Origin of the sequence: Bacillus sp. AFS023182 (assembly GCF_002560575.1) — a bacterium.
GTDB classification, from domain to species: Bacteria; Bacillota; Bacilli; order Bacillales; family Bacillaceae_G; genus Bacillus_A; species Bacillus_A arachidis.
Window position 1 is genome coordinate 90,262 of sequence record NZ_NTRO01000023.1, and the last position, 20,645, is coordinate 110,906.

Below are 20,645 nucleotides of genomic sequence, written 5' to 3' on the forward strand. Positions count from 1 at the left end.
CAAAAAATGGTATGATATAATCGGTTTATTAAAACTGATTATTCTATCTTTTTTGAAAAAAGGTGATTGCCAAGATGACAAAAATTATAGTAACACCAGAGAAATTATATCAGTTAGCAAAGAAGATACAGGAGTTTGCTTACTTTATCGAACAAACAGATGGACAACTTCGAAGTTCGTATGCCCAAATACAATGGGAAGTAAAGGTAAGGAGTCGGATTGAACATGAAATGCAACAAGCTTCTACTGTGGCTAAAAATATTAGTAAGCAATATTATGAGCTCGGAGATAAACTAAGACAGAAGGCTGAAGAGTTTGAGAAAGCAGATAGAGAAGGGGCACTTTCACAGCAGAAAAGTAAGGGCATTTCTAATTTAAATGCAGATAATGCGTTAGGTTTAGGGAAATTATATAAAACATTAAGTGGTGCCTACTATAAAGTGATTATACCTGGATATGGTTCAATTGCGAAAGGCTTAAAGATAAAGCCGGATGCTGTGAAGGGAAAAACATACTTATATGGGCAAAAAAGACCATTTACTGGATTTTCAGATGGAGGAAAATTAAAGAAAAGTGCAGGTTTTTTTCTAAAAATAGTAGATAGGCAGTATTTAGGGTGGAAGAAAACATCTGGTTTAAATGGGACAAGATATAACTATGATAATACAAAAGTAGGAAAATATTATAGTTTGGGAAATGGTGTGAAAGGTGCGTTAAAAGAAAGCTTTGATGTAACGAGTCTGTTTAAAAAAGGTAAAAGTGTAGAAGCGATAAAAAATATTATGAAAGGGAAAGGTTTATTTGGGACCTTATTAACTGTAGGTGGTACAACAAAAGAATATTTGTCTAATGGAAAAGGCTTACTAAGTACTGAATATGCATCTGCACTTACTGTGGATTTAGGCAGGGCAGCCGTATCTGTAGCTGCTGGGGCAGCTGCAACTGCAGCATCAGGGGCCTTGATGGGGGCAACAATTGGCTCTGTAATTCCAGGGGTTGGAACAGCAGTTGGTTTCTTGGTTGGTTTAGGTGCCAGTTACATCCTATCTTCTGGAGGGGTAGGAAACTTTATAGATAATACTGTTAAAAAAGGAGTAAATGATTTTCTAAAAGGTTCATCAGCAGTTATAAAAAATGTTGGAAATTCGATTTCAGATAAAGTAAAAGGAATTGGAAATTCAATTGGAAAATCCGTAATCTCAATCTTCTCTTGAAAGATTTATATAACGTATATAGGGAAGTGAAAATTTGAACACAAAAAAAGATATAAGGCTATATAAAGGGATTTATTATAGTGTTTTTTTTCCGTTCGTTTTTGGGTGTGCATGTTTAGTGACATGGCCGGATAGTATGTTATATGTTATTTCTGGCTTGCTTTTAAACTTTTTGTTAGCTGTACTTTCTTATGTATTTAAGTGGGAGAAGTATTTAGGCTGGCGAATTTATTTTGGTATTATTCAGTTTGATTTATCTTGCATATTTACTTTGATGGCAACGTGGTATAGATGGGGAAGTATGTGGGAAATTGGTGTTGGAATGGTAGGGTGTTTTCTGATATGTAAAATAATAGGTTATAAATTCCGGGGAATTATTTTAAAAGAAGCAATAAATCCTAAAACAGTAATTGGAAAAATTATTTATGGATTAGGTTTTTTAGGGGGGGGAACTGCAGGGTTTGCGGGACATTTTTTAAATACAGAGCTGCAGGGAAGATATGGAGAACATGTAGGCGGTGGAATTGTATTAGGAATATTATCGGTGGGACTTTTATTACTCTCAATGTTTTTTCAAGCTACACATTATAAAATTGATCATCCGAATTTTGATGCTTTTGGAAAGGGCAATCCAAAATTTAATGGGTTTTAATTTAGGGGGGGAGAAATTTGATTAAGCATGACATTATAAAAATAGATGATGCATTAAAAAGTAATCCAGATAATATAGAAGAAATTGTACAGCAATTATTCGAAGGGGATTCAGTGGAGAATCAGTCTTTAAGACCAGAGGTTGTGCGAGAAGTTAATTATCTATATGAAAATGTATGGATGGGTTTATTTTGGTATTTACACCGATACACAGGGGAATGGATTCAAGCAGAACCGTTAGTAGAAGAATTAAATGAAAAAGTTCAAGAGGCTGAATCATTAGAAGAAGCGGCAACAAATGCGATATATATATTACAGTCATGGGGAGAACAAGTAGTATTTGACTTTATGGGAACGCTCTGCATGCTAGAAGCAGATTTGGTGACAAGAGACGGAGAAATAGATGAATTATTACATATTATTCGAACTTTTGAAGGTAGTTATTCAGGGTATGTGAGAGAAAGAGAAAAACAGCTTGTAATGGCAGTAGATGAAGATATTCAGCCAGGTATGGGGTATTATATTGCACAACCAATTATTCAAGAGGCACCTGCTTTTGCTGTTTGGGTTCAAGCGGTTTTACAAGTTGCCTTAGACCAAAGAAGAGGTCTAATTAAAGACGCTCTTAGTTCTATATCTTTTAAAAGAGGCAGCTATGAAGAATTTATATTGAAAATCTCAATGGCAATTCAAGGAGTCATTGAAGATACAGCTTTATTATGTGGTTATATTGCGGTAAAGGTTTTTCAATTACAAAGGTACTATACATTTCATATTTGATGTATGTAGTTTTTACAGAAGTAAGGGTTTTAGCAGGAATTTTGGTGCATTAATATTCTTATCTTACATTTTTTTTGGAAAACAAGGCGGTGAAGTGAGAGATTGATGTTCAACAAAATTTTAATTCATGAGATAGAAATAGTCAGGGGAAGCAATTCCACGGATTAAAGTTTTACTTTTCAGCATAAAAACATTGGTGCCGCTCAAACTAACGTGTATGAACATATATTGTTTCGGAGGCGACAACATGATTTCTTTACAAGACATTATAGCTGCTCATGAGAAAATGAAAGGCATTGTACATATGACACCACTAGATTATTCAAGTACATTTAGTGAATTATCAAAGAATGAAGTGTATTTAAAACTGGAAAATTTGCAAAAGACGGGTTCTTTTAAGGTGCGTGGTTCTTATAATAAGATGGTTTCTCTTGATAAAGGTGAAATGGAGAATGGAGTCATTGCTGCGTCAGCTGGAAATCATGCTCAAGGAGTCGCCTATTCTAGTAATATGCTTGGCATTCCTTGCACGATTGTGATGCCAAAAGGTGCACCGCTTAGTAAAGTGTTGGCGACGAAGCGATATGGTGCACATGTGGAATTACAAGGGGATGTATTTGATGATGCTTTAGCTTATGCGCTAGACTTGAAAGAACAAACGGGAGCGAAATTTGTTCATCCGTTTGATGATGAAGCGGTGATTGCGGGTCAGGGTACCGTAGGCTTAGAAATCTTGCAGCAGCTTGATGATGTAGAAGCTGTTATTTGTCCTATTGGAGGCGGGGGCTTAATCGCAGGTGTTGCGATGGCGATTAAAGAGCAAAAGCCATCGGTGAAAATATATGGTGTACAAGCACTTGCCTGTCCAGGTATGAAGCAATCTATCGAAGAAAAGAAAGTAATTACAGTAGAATCTTCACCAACTATGGCAGATGGAATCGCGGTGAAAAGGCCAGGAGAGCATACTTTTCAGCTTGTAGAGCGTTACGTAGATGGTATTTTTTGTGTGGATGAAATGGAAATAGCGCGAACGATGCTAATGCTACTTGAACGCAATAAGCTATTAGTAGAGGGATCGGGTGCTAGTTCATTAGCGGCTTTACTTTATCAAAAAGTACCTGTGAAAGAGAAGAAAGTTGTGTCAATATTAAGCGGAGGTAATGTCGACGTAAACTTCATTACTCGTATTATTGAACATGGAATGGTTGAAGCAGGGCGATTCGTTCATATTGCAACGATGATTAAAGATAAACCAGGACATTTGCAACACTTACTGGAAATTGTAACAAGTTTTGAAGCAAACGTGTTGCATATTCATTTAGAGCGGATTGGAACAAAGGTATTCCCAGGTTATGCGCAGCTTCATTTATCGCTAGAGACGAAGGATAAAAATCATATTGAAGAAGTATTAAGTGGGATAGAAAAGAAAGGGTATAACGTAGAAATTATTGAATGAAAAATTTAAACAAACGTTTGATTAAATGAAAAAGCACAAACTTTATTCGAAAAAAATTTGTGCTTTTATATGTTAAAACATAATTGAAATGAGTAGCATTCCAATTCCGATGGAGGTAAATGTTGCAACCAAACCAGGAATCATAAAACTATGATTTAATACATATTTACCAATACGTGTTGTTCCTGTGCGATCAAAGTTAATCGCAGCAACAATTGTTCCGTAGTTCGGAATGAAGAAATATCCGTTTACTGCAGGAAACATCGCAATAAGAAGTGCTGGTGAAATACCAAGTGATAATCCAAGTGGCACTAACGCACGTACTGTTGCTGCCTGACTATACAGTAAAATAGATAGAATAAATAATGCAATAGCGAATAACCATGGTGCACTTGTTACTAAGTGTTGAATCGATCCTTGAATCGTATTTAAGTTTCCGTTGAAGAATGTGTCTCCCATCCAAGCGATACCGAAGATTGCAACAACAGCTGTAGCGCCTGCTTTAAAGACATTACCAGATACAATGCTTTCTACATTTGGTTTACAGAAGATAATAATAAGAGCAGCAATTGTAAGCATAACCATTTCAATTGTATTTGGCATTGAAAGACGAACTAATTTTCCATCTACCATCCATCCTGGACGAAGTGCTTCGAATGAACCAAGAAGGACAACAAAAAGTGTAGCGAATAAGAAAAGAATAACAGATAACTTGGCACCTTTTGCACCGATAAATTCTTTCTTTTCTTCAAGTTTCGGAATCATGCCTTCTTTCAATCGTTTTAAGTATTCTGGGTCTTCATTTAACTCTTTACCCATTTTGCTTGCAACGAAAGCAGCTAGCATGCAAGCGATAAAAGTAGAAGGAATACTTACTTTTAAAATATCTAACAATGTAATTTTATAATCAGCTAGCATCGCTAATAGGGCCACAGTTGCAGCTGAGATTGGGCTTGCTGTGATTGCCTGTTGTGAAGCGATTACGGCAATGGACATTGGGCGTTCCGGTCTAATTCCTGACTCTCGTGATACTTCTGCGATAACAGGAAGTACAGAATAGGCAACGTGACCAGTTCCAGCACATAACGTAAATAAATAAGTTACAATAGGAGCAAAGAATGTAATGCGCTTTGGATTTTTACGTAGTGCTTTTTCTGCAAGATGGACAAGATAATCCATTCCACCCGCAGCTTGCAGGGCACCCGCAGCTGTAATGACTGCTAAAATCATCAGCATAACGTCAATAGGAGGAGCTGTTGGTTGTAAGTGGAAGACAAATACGAGTATTGCCATACCAACTCCGCCCATTACTCCTAGTCCAACTCCACCAAGGCGTGCACCGATAAAAATACAGAGAAGCAAGGTAAGAAATTGTAGCCAAAACATGATAAACTACCTCCGAAATTCATATGGTAAGATATTTTTGAATAATTTAAATTCAACTGATAATTATTAAATTAAACAAAGAGAAAGTTGTTATATAAACCTTTTTTATTATATAACACGTAAAAAGTAACATTCACTACATTTTGTGACATTATTTCAAGAAAATTAAGTGTAAAGTGATGAAAAAATGTGATTTGTTTGTTTGAAAAAATAAATCATGCTACAATGAAAACGAATTAAAACCGGGGAGCCAATTGGCTGAGAGGATGTAAGTGAGCATCGACCCTCAACCTGATCTGGATAATGCCAGCGTAGGGAGTTACTTAAAGTGATGTAAGCAGATGTTATTGTATAATAACTTGCATGCAAGGCTTTCCTACGTATTTCGTGGGAAAGCCTTTTCTTTTTACAAAACATATTTTGCAAGGGGGATTTTAGTATGTCACAACAAGTTACCATTTCATTTTCAGTCGTACCACAAGCAAAAACGAAAGATGTGTATGCCGTTGTTGATAAAGCAATTGAAGTCGTACAACAATCTGGTGTTCGTTATGAAGTAGGTGCGATGGAAACAACGCTAGAAGGAGAATTAGATGTGCTTCTCGACGTGATCAAACGTGCACAACAAGCTTGTGTTGATGCTGGGGCAGAAGAAGTGATTACGTCTATTAAAATTCATTATCGTCCAAGCACTGGTGTAACGATTGATGAGAAAGTTTGGAAGTACCGTGATGAATATGAAAAACCAGAAACGATCTAATATAACAATTACAGCGCTTTGGCTAATCCTTCTCATTGCCATATGGGAAGGATCTGTTTCATTATTTCAAATTGAACAGTGGATTTTGCCTAAACCTTCTGCTATTGTACAGGAACTGATTGGAATGAAGGATTTATTACTACCAAATATAATACAAACATTGCAAGAAGTTATCATCGGATTATTCTTTGCGATTTTACTTGGAACGAGTATTGCAATTATTATGGACGTTATTCCATTGTTTCGTTTGTTAATTAATCCGTTACTCGTTATTTCACAAACCATTCCGATTGTCGTGCTAGCACCTTTATTTATTATTTGGTTTGGATATGGCATGCTTCCAAAGGTGATGGTCGTTATTCTTGTTTGTTTCTTTCCAATTGCTCTTAGTATTTTAGAAGGTTTTCAAACAGTAGATAAAAATATGCTCAAGTTACTACAAACAATGCGAGCGTCGAAATGGCAAATCTATCAGAAGGTAAAATTCCCAGCTGTGCTCCCGTATTTTTTCTCAGGACTAAAAATAGCTGTTACATATAGTGTGATGGGAGCAATTATTGGGGAGTGGCTTGGTGCGAGTGAAGGATTAGGTGTCATGCTTACGCGTGCAACAAAATCCTTTTTAACAGCTCGTGTATTTGGTATCGCAGCAATTATTGTCATGGTCACATTGTTCTTGTATTTTATTGTAGAATTTATGGCAAGACTAACAGCACCATGGATATACAGAAAGGACGGCAGAAAATGAAAAAAGGTTTGAAAGTTATGCTAGCCGCAATACTTGCAGTTGGTGTTGTCGGTTGTAATGCAGCGAAGAAAGAAGAGAGTACAGATAAGGAAAAGAAAGTAAAAGTTGTTTTGGACTGGTTTCCAAATACAAACCATACTGGTTTATATGTAGCAAAGACGAAAGACTACTATAAAAAGCAAGGTTTAGATGTAGAAATTATTCAGCCTGGTGATAACGTATCGGTAGAGCAAATGATTGCATCAGGAAAAGCGGATTTCGGTGTGAGTTATCAAGAAAATGTAACATCAGCTCGTGTTGAAGGAATACCAGTTGTTTCGATTGGAGCAATTATTCAACATAACACATCTGCATTTGCATCGTTGAAAAAAGATAATATTACTTCTCCGAAAGATTTTGAAGGAAAGCGTTATGGGGGTTGGGGAGCGCCAGCAGAAGAAGCAACACTGAAAACAATTATGAATAAACATCAAGCTGATTTTAATAAAGTAGAAAAGATCGTTCTTGGACAAACAGATTTCTTTAAATCAATTGGTAGAGATGCAGATTTTGAATGGATTTATTATGGCTGGGACGGTATTGAAGCAAAACGACAAGGAAAAGAATTAAATACAATCATGGTAAAAGATCTAGATCCAGCATTAGATTTCTATAGCCCTGTCATTATCACAAGTGAAAAGAACACAAAACAAAATAAGGATTTTGTGAAAAAATTCATGAACGCAACGGCAGAGGGATATAACTTTGCAATTAAAGAGCCAAAAGAAGCAGCTGATATTTTAATAAAAAATGTACCGGACATTAATAAAGAGTTAGTACAAGAGAGTCAAAAGTGGTTAAGCACGAAGTATCAAGATGATGCGAAAGCATGGGGAGTACAGAAGGAAGAAGTTTGGACGAATTACATGAATTTCTTACACGATAATAAAGTGATTAAAAAGAAAATTGATGTAAAAGATGCATTTACAAATGAATTCCTTCCAAGTGAAAAATGAGCGGATTACAAATAAAAGATGTTGTGAAAGCATTTGATGGAAAAAATGTACTAGAAAAGATTAGCGCTTCTATACAAGAAGGTGAGTTTGTCTCATTTGTAGGCCCAAGTGGTTGCGGGAAAAGTACGTTATTAAATCTGATTGCGAGCGTTGAAGAGGCGACTAGTGGTCAGGTAATTTACAACGATACTCTTGTTCAAAAACAGGATATTGTAAGCTATATGCCGCAGCAAGATCTATTGCTTCCGTGGCGCTCAGCACTACAAAACATTGTTCTTCCATTAGAAATTGATGGGAAGCCAAAGAAAGAGCGACTTGCAGAAGGAATGGAAGCCTTGCAGCAGTTTGGTTTAGCTGAATATGCAAATCATCATCCAGATGCATTGTCTGGTGGTATGCGTCAGCGGATTAGTTTTCTTCGTACTTATTTATGTGAAAAGCCGATTATGTTACTTGATGAACCGTTTGGTAAGTTAGATGCATTTACAAAAATGGAAGTGCATCATTGGCTTTTAGATTCATGGCATCAAGAGAAGCAAACGATTGTAATGGTAACGCATGACTTAGATGAAGCGATTCTGTTATCTGATCGTGTATTCATTATGTCACAAAGACCAGCAACAATTGTAGGTGAGGTGAAGGTTAATTTACCTCGTCCTCGAACGATGGATATGTTAACATCCCTTGAGTTAAAAGAAGATAAAGCAGAGATTTTAGGGATATTAGCTCCTTATATGCGGAAGTAAAAAAAGCCTCTTAACAATTTTTGGTATAATGATTGTTAAGAGGCTTTTTGTATGGAGGAGATATGATGGATAAAACAATTCAACAAATGATAGATGAATTAAACGTAAATAGTGTAGAAGAGATAAAGCCGCAATTGAAGAACAAGATTAGCATGATGCAGCTTGGTTTGGTGGAAGATTCCGATGTAACAGCAGAAGAAGTGGAAAAGCTAGTTGACTTTATGAAATTACGTAACGAATTTTTAGAAGAAACACCAGAATTGACGGGGAATTTTTTAGTAGGGAAATTCGAGCAGATATTCGATGAATTTACAGATTCTATGATTCAAAAAGGATACGTAGAGCATGCGATGTCTTTCGTAACAGATTTATTAAAATGTATGGACGCAAGAGCGGAGTTAGCCAAAATTATGCTGCTTCGTAAGAAATATGATGAATTTGATACGAAAGATACGTTTTATGAATTGAAAAATACTTTTTATCGAATGATGAATAAGCAAGCAAGAGGAAATCTTCATCGAGAAATGTTTCTTGTAACTGGATGTATACATACAATTCTGTTTGATTTAGAAGAACAATCACAAGAACATGGCCGAGGAGTTATCAGCTGTTTAACAGATTATACAACAGGTGAACAGAAGTCGGTAAAACAATTTGAGGAAGAAGAGCACGTTCCAGAAGTAAAGAAGATAGCAAGTAAAGAGTATGGAGTAGAATTGCAGAGAAGAATCCATATGTGGAAATCATTAACTTTTGATTTTACAAGTCCATATGTAATGGAGAAAATGTATGAAGAAATTTTTAGTGAAAAAGAGGAACAAACAGATTTATAACGAATAAAATATAAGAGCATGGTATATGCTTGTTATAGAACAATAATGATTTACAAAGGAGTGAAAGGATAAAATGACTTTATCAACTGTTCTTCAAATGGTTTTAGCTTGATATGGGAGGAGTCTGCCCATTTTTAAAGTTTAGGCCAAATTGAAGACAGCAGGTAAAGAACCTTAATCCTTTTTTACGATAATAAAGTGAAATTGTAATGGGTAAGGTGTATTCACCTTACCCATTTTTTCATGTATACACAATTAAATAAGATCTTTATTTTGCTGTTCTCTCTATTTGGCTTGTTAGTTATAAAGAAAAGGAGAGAACAAAAATGAGCGTATTAACAGTAGAAAATCTTATGCATACGTATGGAGATAAAACCATTTTATATAATGCTTGTTTTCGATTATTACAAGGGGAGCATGTTGGACTTGTTGGAAATAATGGTGCAGGAAAGTCAACATTGCTTCGGCTGTTAACAGGAGAAATTTTGCCTGATGCTGGAACGATTGAATGGTTTCCACATGTGAAGATCGGTTTCTTACAGCAACATATTGATTTACAAGAGGGAACAACGATTGAAGAATATTTACAAAGCGCTTTTTCTCATCTTTATGAAATTGAACGTGAAATGGTAACACTTGCTGAAAAGATGGGAAAGGAAACGGAGTTAGAAAAGTTATTAGTGAAATATGGAGAATTACAAAATATATTGGAAGGCTCAAATTTTTATCAAGTTCATACAAAAATAGAAGAAGTAGCAGCTGGCTTAGGTTTATTAGACTTAGGTATAAAAAAAGATGTTTCAAAACTAAGTGGCGGCCAGCGTACAAAGTTATTACTTGGAAAGCTTCTTTTAGAGAAACCACATGTCTTATTGCTGGATGAGCCAACGAATTATTTAGACACAGTTCATATTGATTGGTTAAGGGCATATTTACAAGCGTATGAGCATGCTTACATTGTCGTTTCACACGATGAATCATTTTTAAATCACATTACAAATGTTATTTATCATTTAGAAGGGCAAACAATAAAGCGATACGCAGGAAATTATGAAAGGTTTTTAGAAAGCTACCAACTTCAGAAGCAACAATTACAAGTAGCTTATACAAGACAGCAAAAAGACATTGCAAATTTAGAGAGTTTTATCCAAAAAAATAAAATTCGAAAAGCGAAACAAGCAAAAAGTCGTGAAAAGGTATTGGAGAAAATAAAAAAGGTTGAAAAGCCTAACGATGTAACAAAGCCGTATTTTCATTTCAGCATTCACACTGAGCCTGTGAGCCGTATATTACAAGCAAAACAGATTCAAATTGGTTATGCGGAACCATTATTTTCATCTTTTAATTTACAAGTGAAAAGAGGCGAAAAGATTGCAATTGTTGGTCATAATGGAATTGGAAAAACAACAATGTTAAAAACGTTACTAGGGCAACTAGAACCATTAAGCGGAGCAGTTCATATTGGAGAGAGAGTACAGCCTGCATATTTTGCGCAAGAAGATTTTGCAGCTGAAATTACACCACTTGGGCAAGTATGGTCAAGGCGTCCGGATATGACGCAAAAAGAAATTCGGCAATCTTTAGCACGATGTGGGTTAAAGGCAGATCATATTCGGCAATCTCTATGTTCTTTAAGTGGCGGAGAACAGACAAAAGTACGTTTATGTGAGCTGATGCTAATGAAAAGCAATTTTTTAATTTTAGATGAACCAACGAATCATTTAGATATATATGCGAAAGAGGCATTAAAGGAAGCATTAGAGCAATACACGGGAACGATTTTACTTGTTTCTCATGAACCTTCTTTTTATGAGTCTTGGGTGACTCGAGTTTGGAATCTGGAGGAAATGGATGTTACTAAAAGATAAGAGGGAAATTTATTTGGAAGTGTAATGGGTGAGGGATAGATTATTTTAGTGAGAAATTATGAAAGCAGCTACGTGTTACGTGGCTGCTTTCGTATTATTTACTGGTTTACTTGTAATCGTTCTTGGATGAATAGTAGCAATTTAACAATGCTATCTTCCGTATAAATGTCAAATTTTTGTCGATGAAATTCACCATGTTCGTGATAAAAAATCAGTTCACCTTTCCCAGCAACTTCGTTTATTAACATATGAAAACTAAGTGGTGTTGCTACAATTGATCCATTATCATCTCTTAAAAGAATTTGGCAGAGCGTTTTTTGTTGTGCAACCTCATATAAAAAATCGTAATGAAAGGATTGGGCTAGCTTTTCTATCTGGGATAATAGTAGAGTTTGTATAGCATGATTTTCGTGCATACAATGTAACCTCTTTTCGTTTGTATGTATAAAGTATTTACTGTTATTTAGTATATTAATTCTGAGTATCATTTGTATACCATATTGTGGTACCATTTAAAATTTTCATGTAAAATAATAGTAAAAATATGTAAGGGGGGATTATGTGGGTTTTGTGATAGCAACATTATTATTTTTAGTATTAATTGGAATGATTGCCAAATCGATCAAGAAAAATAAACGAAAAGTAAATCTTTATAAAACAGGTAATGGTGATAGTACTGCTTCTACACCAGTATTCTTTGCAGGATCAGATAATGATAGTTCACATGATTGCGGAAGTTCTTTTGGAGGCGATAGCGGTTTTTCAGGCGGTGACGGCGGTAGCTGTGGCGGCGGTGGAGATTAAGGAGAAGCGCTCTTTATGGGCGTATTTCTTTTTAAACAAACGTTTGATTAGTGGACTTGAACTCGTATAGAATCAGCTAAACAAACGTTTGATTAGTTGCCGGTGGAGTATGTATTGTCAAACTTGGTTTTAAGATTGGAGTTATTCATACACCTCGAATCTGGTTTGAAAATACATTTTCCTAAATAAGGAATATAGCCTCTTGTAATAGAGGTTTTATATTTGTTATTATTAGACTGAACGGTCGGTTTTGTGAGGTGTGAACATGAGAAAGAGTGCAGAAGAGATAAAAAAGGAAATAGCGTACCAAGCGGAAGAGTTATTTTCACAAAAAGGATACGCTGCAACATCTATGGAAGACATTTGCGAAATTACAGAACGTAGTAAAGGTAGCATTTATTATCATTTTAAAAGTAAGGAAGAATTATTTTTATTCGTGGTAAGACAACATACGTATGATTGGCTTGAAAAGTGGAATGAAAAAGAAAAACAGTATCATACGAGTACCGAGAAATTATATGGACTTGCAGAGTACCATGTAGAGGATACACAGCATCCTATTTTTAGTGCAGTTGAAGAGTTTTCCATGAGTCAAGTTGTAAGCAAAGAGATTTTAGATGAAATGCTTGTTCTAGCAAGAGAATCATATGGTGTTTTTGAGAAATTAATTGAAGAAGGCATAAAATCTGGAGAATTCCGTCAAGGAGATATCCGGGATCTTATGTATATTGTGAATGGTTTACTATCTGGGCTTGGTGTACTTTACTACGAGTTAGATTCTGTAGAAATGAAGCGAATTTACAAAAAAGCAATTGATGTATTATTACAAGGACTGGCAGCTGAATCATAAATCAGCAGCTTTTCTTTCATATTAATTTAGACTGAACGGTCGGTTTATAAAGGGAGGAATAACATGAAAGAGTTATTTAAAAATCGGGCATTTATGCTTGTTATGGCGTCTGATATTTTACAGCAGTTTGCGATTTGGATTCGAAATATGGCATTGTTGTATTTCATTATGGAGCGAACAAATAATGATCCTGTTTCAGTTTCATTATTATCGGTTATGGAATATGCACCTATTTTTATTTTTTCATTCATTGGTGGTGCGCTAGCAGATCGTTGGAATCCTAAGAGAACGATGGTAGCTGGAGATATGCTAAGTATGTTATCCATTATAGGGATTATTTCACTGTTAAAAATGGATTATTGGCAGGCTATATTTTTTGCAACTCTTGTTTCAGCAATTGTTGGGCAATTTTCTCAGCCTTCATCGTCACGTATATTTAAACGTTACGTAGAAGAAAAACATGTTGCAAACGCAATTGCTATTAACCAAACGCTACAGTCGTTATTTCTAATTTTTGGTCCGGTTGTAGGTTCGATTGTATATACACAACTTGGATTGTTCGCATCACTATATAGTTTAATCGGCTTATTCGTGTTATCTGCTATTACTCTTTCATGTTTACCCAGATGGGTTGAAAAAGAGAGAACGGAGAGTATTTCATTATGGAATGATATAAAAGAGGGCTGGAGATATGTCCTTCAAACCCAAAATTTATGTATGATTACAATTACTTTTGCAATTATGGGTTTAGCAGTAGGGCTAACAAATCCATTAGAAATATTTCTTGTTATTGAACGATTAGGTATGGAAAAGGAGGCCGTTCAATATTTAGCAGGAGCTGACGGGATAGGTATGCTAATTGGAGGCGTCGTTGCACCAGTTTTTGCTTCAAAGGTACATCCGAAAAAAATGTTTGTGTTTGGTATGATTGTATTGGCTACGTCACTTCTAGTAGAAGGACTGTCTACATCATTTTGGGTTACTAGTTTGATGCGATTGGGAACGGGAATTTGCTTAGCTTGTGTTAACGTTGTTGTTGGAACGCTTATGATTCAGCTTGTACCAGAGAATATGGTAGGGCGTGTAAATGGTACGATTTTACCGCTTTTTATGGGAACTATGTTACTTGGAAATTCACTAGCTGGGGGATTAAAAGAAGCGACCTCACTTATTATTGTATTTTGTATAGCGATGTCACTTATTCTACTCGCGATTTTGCCAATTTTACGTATGAGAATAAATGAAGAAGCCAGAAATAAAAAAGAGGATACGAATCAAAAGGGGATTACGGATTCTTTGATGTAGGAATTTTACTGGAAAAGACGCCTTAGGCTCTTTTTTGTATGGGAATTTTTTGACAACTATATGTACCGAATATATACTGATGTTGTAAAAAGGATTTTACAGGTTAGGAGAAATGATGTGAAAAATCAAATTTGCGCATTACGCACTGAAAATAATATTTCACAAGGTGCATTAGCTGATAAATGTAAAGTATCAAGGCAGACAATAAATGCAATTGAAAATAATAAATATGATCCAAGTTTAGCCTTGGCATTTCGTTTAGCAGAAGTATTAGGGACGACGGTTGATCAATTATTTTTGTATAAGTAGTGAAAATTTTAGTGGTGAAAAGGTATCGATGGAATAAGAGAAAATGTCCCTTTCTGCATGCAGAAAGGGACATTTTCTCTTATAGTGTTTCTGATTTTGGAGTAGGTGGTGTAACAGAAGCCACATTTTCCGGTACGCGTGTTAGTATGAATCCGCCCAGTATAAATAAAATGATAATACTTAGTACACCAGCATTTGTTCTTCCAGTTAGCTGAGTTGTTACACCGACTAATAGGGGTCCCATAATAGCTGCGAACTTACCGAAAATATTATAGAATCCGAAGAATTCGTTTGCAGATTCTTTTGGTACCAACTTTGCAAAATAGGAGCGACTGAGTGCCTGAATCCCGCCCTGAGAAGTTGCAACTAACATTGCTAAAATCCAAAAGTCGAGAGTTGTTTTTAAGAAATAAGCATATATGCAAATAATGATATAAATAATAATACCGACATATATCATTTTCTTGTCTTTGAACGTTTCAGATAGTTTCCCATACAACAAGGCGAATGGACAAGCGACAATTTGTGTTACAAATAAAATAATAAGTAAGTTTGTCGCACTGATACCAAGGTCTGTGCCATAAGCTGTGGACATTGTAATAATTGTATCGACGCCATCAATGTAGAAGAAATAAGCAAGCAAGAACAAAAATACAGTGCGATATTGACGGATATTTTTAAAGGTATTAGCTAAGCGCTTAAAGCTCATTGTGATGGGTTTTGGGTGACGTTCAATATAATGCGTTTGTTCCACATTCTTGAGCATCGGAATCGTAAATAATCCCCACCAAAGAGCTGTAATTGCAAAGGAAATTTGACTGGCAATACCAACTGATAATGGGATTGTTCCTTTTTGAGCAAGGATAATTAGAGTCATGCATCCAATAAAAGGAATTGTACTTCCGATATAGCCTAATGCAAAACCCCGAGTCGAAATCCGAGTCATTCGATCTTCTGTTGTGATATCTATTAAAAATGCATCATAGAAAATGTTTGCTCCAGCAAATCCAACTAAGGCGAGCATATAGCAACCTAGTAGTAAATACCACTGTGAAGTTGGCACAACAGCTAGCATACTTGTAAATATAATACCGAGTCCAAAAAAGAATGTGAAAAAGCGCTTTTTAAATCCTTTATAATCGGCAATTGTACCGAGAATAGGGGCAAGGATAGAAATTAGAAGCGTAGCGAAAGAATTTGCATATCCCCAAAAAGCTGTTGAGGTCGCTCCGGACAGACCTGCTTCTTTTGCTGCAGCTTTGAAATAAATAGGAAATAGTGCAGTTGTAATGACGAGAGAATATACCGAGTTTGCCCAGTCATACAATATCCAGCTTTTTTCTTGCCTGGACATTTTCTTCATATAGTGTTCCTCCTTAAGTTTGTTCTAACAATAGTGTACAAAAATAAAAGTTGTAAAAAGAGAAACAGAGATAAGTTTTACGTAATTTTTACATATATACACATTTCTTTACAATTGAAGTAAATCCTCTATTACAGTTCCATCGGTTTCACCAAGGTGTAATCCGAGTAACCGTGCGATGGTAGGTCCTTCGTCAATGAGACGCATATAGGGAATAATCGTACCTTGACGAATGCCTTTTCCAGCAGCCATGAAGATGGTTTCATAGTTTGGTTTTATTGGAGAATAGCCATGTGCACCAAACGTGTATTTTTTACTAGGGGTTACATCTTTTTCCGTGATTTCCTTTATAAAGTCTCCTGTATAGTTTTGGGTGAAGTAATAGCCTTCACGTGCTTCAAGCATAAAAAGGCAATTTGCATCTGCACCGCGGTCTTTTGCATCTTCATCATGGAGTATAAATTCAATTCCATTTTGTTTATCTTGAAGGAGTTCGTCAAGAAGACGTCGGACAGTTTGTATAGTGTGGATATCATTTTTATCCTTTACATACACGTAAGCGGAGCCATCACAGCTTTGACAATAAGCTTTCCAATCTAGTAATTTTCCTTTTTTATTAACAGAGATGAGTCCCTTTTGATGAAAAAGAACGTTTAGTTGAATTGCTTTGTTTTCACTTAGAGCGCTATGATCACCAAGGGCGATAATGGTACATTCCTCGTATATGTTACTATCTTTCAATGCATGAATAATTTTTCCTAGTCTTTCATCGTGCCTATGGATAGCAGCCCTTGTTTCCTTAGAAGAAAATCCGTAATAATGCCTTTGTGTATCTAAATCTGTAAAATGAACAAACATAACATTAGGTTTTTTTGTTTGAATGGTGTACACAGCGGAAGCGAGAACGAAATCATCAAGTTCAGGTTGTGACAATCCGTTTCTAATATGGCCAAAACGATGATTTAAATCTAGTTGATACAATGGGCTGCCACTAAATAATGAAACCAGAATTTGATTTTGCCACGGTCTATTTGGAAAGATTTCAGGTAAATTGTAGTCAATCTTTGCTCTTCCGGTAACAGGCCATAAAAGGGCAGCAGTTGTTAAATTTGCTTTTCGTGCCTCGTCATATAATGTTGTTCCTTTAATAGAACGACGATACCAATGCCAATCTGGTGATTCCTTGCCGGGCTGAAGTAATGTATTATTTACAACACCATGTTTGTTAGGATAGTTACCAGTTACGATCGTGGCATGACTGGGATATGTTACAGAAGGATAAATGGCTTCTACTTTTTTTGCAATTGCACCTCGTTTGATTAAAGAACGAAAGTGAGGGAGCTCTTGTAATATAGGCAGATCTAAAGCTGATAAGCAGTCAAAAGATAAAACAATTACATGGTTTGTTAATGGCTTTTCCATTATATATCCCTCCTAATTATATATAATCTATTATCATATATTACTATTAATACCTGGTCACAAAAACTTATTCTTAAAGAAAGTTTATTGTTTATTTTTAGAATTTTAAAATATATAATAAATTATAAGGGAATGAATGGAAGGAGGGAATGGCATGAATGGATTTGAAGTGTTTTTTATAATTGGAGCTGTGACAATCTTTATTGTATTTACTGTTTCATTTTTATTAAAGAAGCAATTTCCACAGAAATCGTTTGATATTATATTTGCACTTATTTTAATTCTTATTTGTTTAGCTTTCTTTCCAGTTACAATCTTCGCTATTGGCGGATGGGATGGAATGGGTTACGGTATTGCATGTTTCTTTGTTTTAGTGGGAACACTTATCGGTATGATTACTCATCAAATTATGAAACTCTTTCGAAAAACCTATGTGTAGACTTAGTATAAAACAGAAAAAAGTGAAAAGAATATATAAAAATAAGAAAATTAGCTATTGTTTTAAAATGGAATTTATATTATGATATTCAACAAATTTATCTTGTTATAACGATGAAAAAGGATTAGTACATGTCCCACCTTTTTTGCAGAGAGAGAATCCATTTGGCTGCGAGATTCTTAAAAAGGCGATATGGAACCTACCTTTGCGTTCTGCATGTGCAGCGGGAAGTTCCCGTTATCAAAAAGAGAGCATGTACAAATTTATTTGTACATGAATCAGGGTGGTAACGCCGGCAAAAGCTCGGTCCCTATTTTGGGGACACGGGCTTTTTTTATTTTCTAAAGGAGGAAGAATGAATATGGCAAAAGAACAAGTACAAGCCATTACGAAAATGGAAGAAGACTTTGCTCAGTGGTATACCGATATTGTGAAGAAAGCAGAGCTTGTTGATTATTCAAGTGTAAAAGGCTGTATGATTTTACGGCCATACGGATACGCATTATGGGAAAATATGCAGCGAGTGATGGATGAGAAATTAAAAGAATCTGGTCATGAAAATGTGTATATGCCAATGTTTATTCCAGAGAGTTTACTTCAAAAAGAGAAGGATCATGTGGAAGGGTTTGCTCCTGAAGTAGCGTGGGTTACACATGGAGGAGATGAGAAGTTAGCAGAAAGGCTCTGTGTGCGTCCAACATCTGAAACATTATTTTGCGAGCATTTCTCAAAAATTGTTCAGTCTTATAATGACTTACCGAAATTATACAATCAGTGGTGTTCAGTTGTTCGTTGGGAGAAAACGACGAGACCATTTCTTCGCACAACCGAGTTTTTATGGCAAGAAGGTCATACAATTCATGAAACGGCAGAAGAATCTCAAGAAGAAACTTTAAACATTTTGAAACTATATGCTTCTTTCTGTGAGGACTACTTAGCAATTCCGGTAATTAAAGGGCAGAAAACGGAAAAAGAAAAATTTGCAGGGGCAAAAGCAACATATACGATTGAAAGTTTAATGCATGATGGAAAAGCACTTCAAACAGGAACGTCTCATAATTTCGGTACGAATTTCTCTGAAGCGTTTGACATTAAATTTTTAGATCGTAATGGAAAATGGCAATATGTACATCAAACATCTTGGGGAGTATCAACTAGAATGATCGGTGGACTTATTATGGTTCATAGCGATAATAATGGACTAGTGATGCCACCAAAAGTAGCGCCAATACAAGTTGTCATTGTACCAATTGCTCAGCATAAAGAAGGGGTATTAGAAAAGGCAATCCAGTTACAAGAGCGTATTCAAAAAGTTGCCCGCATAAAAATAGATGCTAGCAATAAAACACCAGGCTGGAAATTTAATGAGTATGAGATGAAGGGGGTTCCAATTCGATTAGAAGTTGGTCCGAAAGATATAGAGAAGAATCAAGTAGTACTTGTTAGACGAGATACGAAGGAAAAAGAGTTCGTATCAATGGATCAATTGGAAGAGCGTATCACATTATTACTGAGTGAGATTCATGATTCTTTATTGAAGAAAGCCAAGGCATTTCGCGATGAAAACACGTATAGTGTTACAACCTTTGAAGAAATGAAGCAAGCGGCTGATGAAAAACAAGGATTTATCAAAGCGATGTGGTGTGGTGAGCTTGCGTGTGAAGAAAAATTAAAAGAAGAAGCAGGCGTATCATCGCGTTGTATACCATTTGAGCAAGAAGAATTAGCACAAGAATGTATATGCTGTGGTAAAAAAGCAGAGCATATGGTGTATTGGGGCAAGGCGTATTAATTATATAAGTTTTCAAATAGACCTTTATTTCGAATTTGAAAAATTTGAGATAAAGGTCTATTTATATGTTTGTTTCAATTTACAGTATATATTTTGTGGGATGAAATGATGTTATTTTCATTATTTCACTCGTTTTCTACGAACAAATAGAGCAATACCGAAAAGGAACGGTAGTGGATGTGTTAAGATTAAATAGTAATTTGAGTTTGGCAAGGGAGGGTTGAAGAATATAAAAGTATTTATATTCTTATAAATAAATGAGGAAAACAACGAAACAAATCATAACAACTACATTTTTAGCGACTGCAGCATCTCTTATTTCCACAAATGCTTTTGCACAAGAGGAAAATTCAGCGATAGTGAATGCAACGAATTTGAATATACGTGAACAGCCGACAACGCAAAGTAAAGTTGTGGGAAAATTAAAGAAAGGGACAACAGTACAGGTTTTAGGAAAAGAAAAAGATTGGGCTAAAATTTCTCATGATGGGAAAGAAGGCTATGTTTCATTACAATTTTTAAAGATGAAAGTATCAGAGCCAAATGTTGAAACAAAACAACAACCAACAATTAATAGTGAAAAAAAAGAAACAGGTGTTGTTACAGCAACACGGTTAAATGTAAGAAATAATCCTGTTTTGGGAAGTTCGATTGTTGGATATGTTACAAAAAATGAAAAAGTAACAATCCTAGGAAAAGCAAATGGATGGGCGAAGATTAGTTATAAAGGAAGAGAAGGATACATCTCGTTAGAATTTGTAAAGCTAGAATCAGAGAAACAAGAAGAGAAGCCAGGAAACATTACAAATGGTACCCAAGAAAGTGGAACAATTAACGCAACAAGTCTGCGAGTAAGAAGCCAAGCGAATACAAGCAGTGCAATCCTTGGAAACTTGAAAAATGGTGAAAAAGTAACAATCCTAG

21 protein-coding genes, 1 pseudogene, 1 riboswitch and 1 other annotated feature are annotated in these 20,645 nt (G+C 35.6%); of the genes and pseudogenes, 18 read left to right on the forward strand and 4 right to left on the reverse strand.

Annotated features, from left to right (window positions below; genetic code table 11):
- Positions 1 to 74 precede the first annotated feature (74 nt).
- From CN288_RS13015 to ilvA, 4 genes are all read left to right on the forward strand, one after another.
- Positions 75 to 1,214: a WXG100 family type VII secretion target gene (locus tag CN288_RS13015; RefSeq protein WP_026592560.1), complete on the forward strand. Its 1,140-nt coding sequence runs from the start codon at positions 75 to 77 to the stop codon at positions 1,212 to 1,214.
- A 136-nt stretch (positions 1,215 to 1,350) separates the two neighbouring features.
- Entirely contained in the window at positions 1,351 to 1,866 is a 516-nt protein-coding gene (locus tag CN288_RS28305) for a hypothetical protein (protein WP_155924337.1), read from the forward strand.
- A gap of 17 nt (positions 1,867 to 1,883) precedes the next feature.
- Positions 1,884 to 2,645, forward strand: a complete 762-nt coding sequence (locus CN288_RS13025; RefSeq protein WP_026592558.1) for a hypothetical protein — start codon at positions 1,884 to 1,886, stop codon at positions 2,643 to 2,645.
- Positions 2,646 to 2,892: 247 nt separating this feature from the next.
- Positions 2,893 to 4,101, forward strand: a complete 1,209-nt coding sequence (gene ilvA / locus CN288_RS13030; RefSeq protein ID WP_026592557.1) for a threonine ammonia-lyase — start codon at positions 2,893 to 2,895, stop codon at positions 4,099 to 4,101.
- Between the two features lie 72 nt (positions 4,102 to 4,173).
- Here the strand turns inward: ilvA and CN288_RS13035 are convergent, their stop codons facing one another.
- Positions 4,174 to 5,487 carry an anaerobic C4-dicarboxylate transporter family protein gene (locus CN288_RS13035; RefSeq protein ID WP_026592556.1) on the reverse strand — a complete coding sequence of 438 codons (1,314 nt, stop codon included), beginning with the start codon at positions 5,485 to 5,487 and terminating at the stop codon, positions 4,174 to 4,176.
- Between the two features lie 233 nt (positions 5,488 to 5,720).
- Positions 5,721 to 5,822, forward strand: a riboswitch (TPP riboswitch).
- A gap of 104 nt (positions 5,823 to 5,926) precedes the next feature.
- On the opposite strand from CN288_RS13035, the gene CN288_RS13040 reads away from it, so the two are divergent.
- From CN288_RS13040 to CN288_RS13065, 6 genes are all read left to right on the forward strand, one after another.
- Entirely contained in the window at positions 5,927 to 6,247 is a 321-nt protein-coding gene (locus CN288_RS13040) for an MTH1187 family thiamine-binding protein (RefSeq protein ID WP_006093425.1), read from the forward strand.
- Complete coding sequence (locus CN288_RS13045) at positions 6,219 to 6,995, forward strand: ABC transporter permease (protein WP_026592555.1); 777 nt, start codon at positions 6,219 to 6,221, stop codon at positions 6,993 to 6,995. Before CN288_RS13040 ends, CN288_RS13045 begins: the two co-directional genes overlap by 29 nt.
- Positions 6,992 to 7,990, forward strand: a complete 999-nt coding sequence (locus tag CN288_RS13050; RefSeq protein WP_098302391.1) for an ABC transporter substrate-binding protein — start codon at positions 6,992 to 6,994, stop codon at positions 7,988 to 7,990. The genes CN288_RS13045 and CN288_RS13050 overlap by 4 nt, the downstream gene beginning before the upstream one ends.
- The gene (locus CN288_RS13055) at positions 7,987 to 8,736 is read left to right on the forward strand and encodes an ABC transporter ATP-binding protein (protein ID WP_026592553.1); all 750 of its coding nucleotides are present in this window, start codon (positions 7,987 to 7,989) and stop codon (positions 8,734 to 8,736) included. The genes CN288_RS13050 and CN288_RS13055 overlap by 4 nt, the downstream gene beginning before the upstream one ends.
- 62 nt (positions 8,737 to 8,798) lie before the next feature.
- Entirely contained in the window at positions 8,799 to 9,569 is a 771-nt protein-coding gene (locus tag CN288_RS13060; protein ID WP_141527963.1) for a hypothetical protein, read from the forward strand.
- 326 nt (positions 9,570 to 9,895) lie between these two features.
- A complete protein-coding gene (locus CN288_RS13065; protein WP_098302392.1) occupies positions 9,896 to 11,437 on the forward strand; it encodes an ABC-F family ATP-binding cassette domain-containing protein in 1,542 nt (513 codons plus the stop codon).
- A 98-nt stretch (positions 11,438 to 11,535) separates the two neighbouring features.
- Here CN288_RS13065 and CN288_RS13070 read toward each other — a convergent pair whose 3' ends face one another.
- Positions 11,536 to 11,853, reverse strand: a complete 318-nt coding sequence (locus CN288_RS13070; RefSeq protein ID WP_026592550.1) for a hypothetical protein — start codon at positions 11,851 to 11,853, stop codon at positions 11,536 to 11,538.
- Positions 11,854 to 11,998: 145 nt separating this feature from the next.
- On the opposite strand from CN288_RS13070, the gene CN288_RS13075 reads away from it, so the two are divergent.
- The 5 genes and pseudogenes from CN288_RS13075 (at position 11,999) to CN288_RS13095 (ending at position 14,705) form a co-directional block, all read left to right on the forward strand.
- Positions 11,999 to 12,241, forward strand: a complete 243-nt coding sequence (locus CN288_RS13075; protein ID WP_026592549.1) for a hypothetical protein — start codon at positions 11,999 to 12,001, stop codon at positions 12,239 to 12,241.
- 92 nt (positions 12,242 to 12,333) lie between these two features.
- Positions 12,334 to 12,426, forward strand: a pseudogene (locus CN288_RS13080) (histidine kinase); the annotation flags it as partial.
- A gap of 80 nt (positions 12,427 to 12,506) precedes the next feature.
- Positions 12,507 to 13,091 carry a TetR/AcrR family transcriptional regulator gene (locus CN288_RS13085; protein WP_026592548.1) on the forward strand — a complete coding sequence of 195 codons (585 nt, stop codon included), beginning with the start codon at positions 12,507 to 12,509 and terminating at the stop codon, positions 13,089 to 13,091.
- A 63-nt stretch (positions 13,092 to 13,154) separates the two neighbouring features.
- On the forward strand, positions 13,155 to 14,396 hold the full coding sequence (locus CN288_RS13090; protein ID WP_098302393.1) for an MFS transporter: 1,242 nt from the start codon (positions 13,155 to 13,157) through the stop codon (positions 14,394 to 14,396).
- A gap of 60 nt (positions 14,397 to 14,456) precedes the next feature.
- A complete protein-coding gene (locus tag CN288_RS13095) occupies positions 14,457 to 14,705 on the forward strand; it encodes a helix-turn-helix transcriptional regulator (RefSeq protein WP_081811054.1) in 249 nt (82 codons plus the stop codon).
- 79 nt (positions 14,706 to 14,784) lie between these two features.
- On the opposite strand, the gene CN288_RS13100 is transcribed toward CN288_RS13095, so the two are convergent.
- Positions 14,785 to 16,068, reverse strand: a complete 1,284-nt coding sequence (locus CN288_RS13100; RefSeq protein ID WP_026592545.1) for an MFS transporter — start codon at positions 16,066 to 16,068, stop codon at positions 14,785 to 14,787.
- Between the two features lie 108 nt (positions 16,069 to 16,176).
- Entirely contained in the window at positions 16,177 to 17,490 is a 1,314-nt protein-coding gene (locus CN288_RS13105) for an alkaline phosphatase family protein (RefSeq protein WP_026592544.1), read from the reverse strand.
- Between the two features lie 154 nt (positions 17,491 to 17,644).
- On the opposite strand from CN288_RS13105, the gene CN288_RS13110 reads away from it, so the two are divergent.
- The 3 genes from CN288_RS13110 to CN288_RS13120 all read left to right on the forward strand — a co-directional run.
- Positions 17,645 to 17,929, forward strand: a complete 285-nt coding sequence (locus CN288_RS13110; RefSeq protein ID WP_098302394.1) for a YesK-like family protein — start codon at positions 17,645 to 17,647, stop codon at positions 17,927 to 17,929.
- A 104-nt stretch (positions 17,930 to 18,033) separates the two neighbouring features.
- Positions 18,034 to 18,244: a binding site (T-box leader), on the forward strand.
- A gap of 46 nt (positions 18,245 to 18,290) precedes the next feature.
- Positions 18,291 to 19,721, forward strand: a complete 1,431-nt coding sequence (gene proS, locus CN288_RS13115) for a proline--tRNA ligase (RefSeq protein WP_098302395.1) — start codon at positions 18,291 to 18,293, stop codon at positions 19,719 to 19,721.
- 257 nt (positions 19,722 to 19,978) lie between these two features.
- On the forward strand, positions 19,979 to 20,645 hold a 667-nt coding region (locus CN288_RS13120), incomplete at its 3' end, for an SH3 domain-containing protein (protein WP_176527670.1).